The organism is Paratractidigestivibacter sp., assembly GCF_052362415.1.
GTDB lineage: Bacteria > Actinomycetota > Coriobacteriia > Coriobacteriales > Atopobiaceae > Paratractidigestivibacter.
Window position 1 is genome coordinate 20,338 of sequence record NZ_DAWEMK010000022.1, and the last position, 2,257, is coordinate 22,594.

The window sequence follows — 2,257 nt, forward strand, 5'->3', positions numbered from 1 at the left end:
TCGACTATCCGCTGCGGCGCACGCGGGACGGCGCGTACAAGGTGCGCTCCGGCGAGCTCATCCGCATCTGCATGAACTCGGATTTCCTCATTGAGCAGGCAGACTCCTGGCGCGACGAGGTGTGGGGCATCATCCATGCCCGGCCCGACGTCCGCTTCTTTATCCTCACCAAGCGCCCCGAGCGCTTCGCCGAGTGCCTGCCGCCGGATTGGGGCGATGGTTGGGACAACGTGATGCTCAACGTCACGTGCGAGAACCAGCGCCGCGCTGACGAGCGGATCCCGATCCTGCTCAAGACGCCCGCCAAGCACAAGGGCATCATGTGCGCGCCCTTTATCGGGCCGGTGAGCGTGGGCCGCTATTTCGGCGCCCCCTCACATGGCGCTGGCTTGGAGCAGGTCATTTGCGGTGGCGAGAATTACGAGGGCTCGCGGGCGTGCGACTTCTTGTGGGTGCAGGCGCTCTCCGCGGAGTGCCGCGAGCACGACGTGACGTTCTCCTTCATCGAGACGGGCTCGAACTTCGTGGTGGACGGCCGCACATACCGCATCCCCAGACGCCTTCAGGCCGAGCAAGCGTACAAATCCGGTGTGGGCTACGAGGGCAAGCCCATCGAATGGCGGCTCACCGATTCGCTCGGCCTGCCCTTGACCGATGACGACCTCTACGTCCCGCGATTTCGCAAGAAGTGCCGGTGTTGCGGCGGTCGCCTGACCTGCAACGGTTGCAGCAACTGCGGCGGCTGCGGCGAGCCTGTGGAGCTGCTGCGCACGTGGGAAGAGCTCGTCGCGGAGACGGGCGGGGCGTAGCGGGGGACTGGGTGCGGCTCCCCGGCTGCGCGCGAAACGGGGAGTGTCGGTAAGGCGGGCGCCGGGTTGCGCGGGATTCGCCGACCGTCGGTAAGGCGGGCGCCGGGTTGCGCCAGAATCGCCGACCGTCGGTACCGATACTCCTCGATTCCCGCGCAGTCGGCGGCGAGAAGGGCTTCTTTTCAACAGAAACCGGGAGCATCGGTACCGACGCTCCCGGTTTCCCGCGCAGCTCAAAGACCCGTTTACCGACGGTCCTGTATTCTCGCGCAGGCTGCTGGTCGCGCGCCTATCGTCGTCGGTACAAGGCCCCGTTATCCCCTCACCTGATGCCGCTTCTTCCCAGGCAAACGCCGCGCCAGGTAATTGGTCGGCGCAGAGACGTCGATGCCCATGAGCGAGTGCCCCATCCAGAGGAACACGGCGAGCACCAAGAGAGGGACAAGACACGAGGTCACGATCATCACGATGGTACCCTCAATAAGATTCGTGACTTGTTCGACCACGCCGTCGGTCACGCTCTTGATGCCATCCTTCAGGTTCGAGACGAGCTGCGCGGCGCCGCTGGCGATGCTGTCCCAGAAGTTCTTGTTCTCCTGGCTCTCATCGCCTGCGGGCTCGCTTTCTTCGGCGCTTCCCTCGGGCTCCGTCTGCGAAATGCTTATCTGGTAGGTCTCGTCGATACGCTGCGTGACCCATACGCTCGCCGGCACCACTGTCACAGCGATGATGCCGACGAGGAGTATACGGACACCCAGAATGAACAGCGTGTGCCCGGTGCTCAGACGGCCATGCGCGAGGAGCGAGGCGGCAAGAAGTACGAAGGCGGCGGGTCCGAGCACGCCAAACGAAAGGAACCCCAAAACCGTGAGCAGGTACTTCTCGAGGTAGAGCACTGCGAGCACGATTCCCAGGTTGCCGGAGAGCTGGGTAAGCTGCTCTGCCACAGGGGTGCCGGTGTCGTCGGGGAGGGCCGAGATGGCAGCCGAAAGCGCGATGGTTGAGGTGGTGAGCGCCAGCACGTTGTCCTTCTTGGCGTCGATCACCTCGATGGTACTGCTCCAGGTTTCGACGTTCTCAAAATGCGGGCGCCCGAAAAACTCCGAGAGAAGGGCGGCAATGATCAGGAGCACGATGAGGCCGAACTTTAACGGCGGACGTTCGCAGATTAGATCGGAAAGGCTCGGCTGAGGATCGGGCTGCGGAACCACATCGACGTATGAAACAGCGGGGACGATATCCTCGCGACTCTTCTGGTTCGGTACCGTTTGTTGCATGGTGCGCCTCCTGCAAACGCGGACGCTGGGCTGCCCAAATGATACTCCGCTGTATACGGGGGCTTGACTGTGCCCCCCGGCGAGTTTGGTGCTTGTCTGCCTTGGAGTTTTCGGAATTAGAAGGCTGTGCATATTGGCGAGTCGGCAAGAAGGACGGTGTCCATTGGGGGC

At 63.1% G+C, this 2,257-nt stretch carries 2 protein-coding genes; one reads left to right on the forward strand and one right to left on the reverse strand.

The window, feature by feature from the left end; translation table 11 throughout:
• Window positions 1-809 (forward strand): DUF5131 family protein (locus ACT84W_RS03805; protein WP_444328255.1); only part of this gene is annotated, 809 nt, incomplete at its 5' end.
• A 314-nt stretch (window positions 810-1,123) separates the two neighbouring features.
• Here the strand turns inward: ACT84W_RS03805 and ACT84W_RS03810 are convergent.
• Window positions 1,124-2,086, reverse strand: coding sequence for a hypothetical protein (locus tag ACT84W_RS03810; protein WP_444328256.1), 963 nt, complete (start codon window positions 2,084-2,086; stop codon window positions 1,124-1,126).
• Window positions 2,087-2,257 lie beyond the last annotated feature (171 nt).

Excerpts from the sequence above, each read along its gene's own strand:
- ACT84W_RS03810 (WP_444328256.1), bottom strand. The coding sequence starts at position 2,086 with ATGCAACAAACGGTACCGAACCAGAAGAGTCGCGAGGATATCGTCCCC.